General features: G+C 38.0%; 1 protein-coding gene. It reads left to right on the forward strand.

Going from position 1 to position 255, the window contains the following annotated elements; all coding sequences use genetic code 11:
* Positions 1-255: efflux RND transporter permease subunit (locus AAEY78_RS14010; protein WP_352339992.1), on the forward strand; the 255-nt coding region annotated here is incomplete at both ends.

Here is a 255-nt window from a genome sequence, read left to right on the forward strand (position 1 = left end):
CCTCAGGTTTGGGTCAAGTTTTTCAGTATTTGTTAATTGCAGATAAAGATTCTGGTTATGATTCTATGACCTTAAGGAGCTTGAACGATTGGATAGTAAAGTTATTGGTTATGCCGGTAGATGGTGTTACCGACGTCTTATCTTTTGGCGGCAACGTCAGACAGTATCAAGTCAACATTGAGCCAAGTAAATTATTATCATATGAGTTAACGCAAGACGATATTGTTACTGCACTCGATAACAACAATGCCAATG

This window comes from Psychrobacter sp. 16-MNA-CIBAN-0192 (assembly GCF_040309565.1).
Lineage (GTDB): Bacteria > Pseudomonadota > Gammaproteobacteria > Pseudomonadales > Moraxellaceae > Psychrobacter.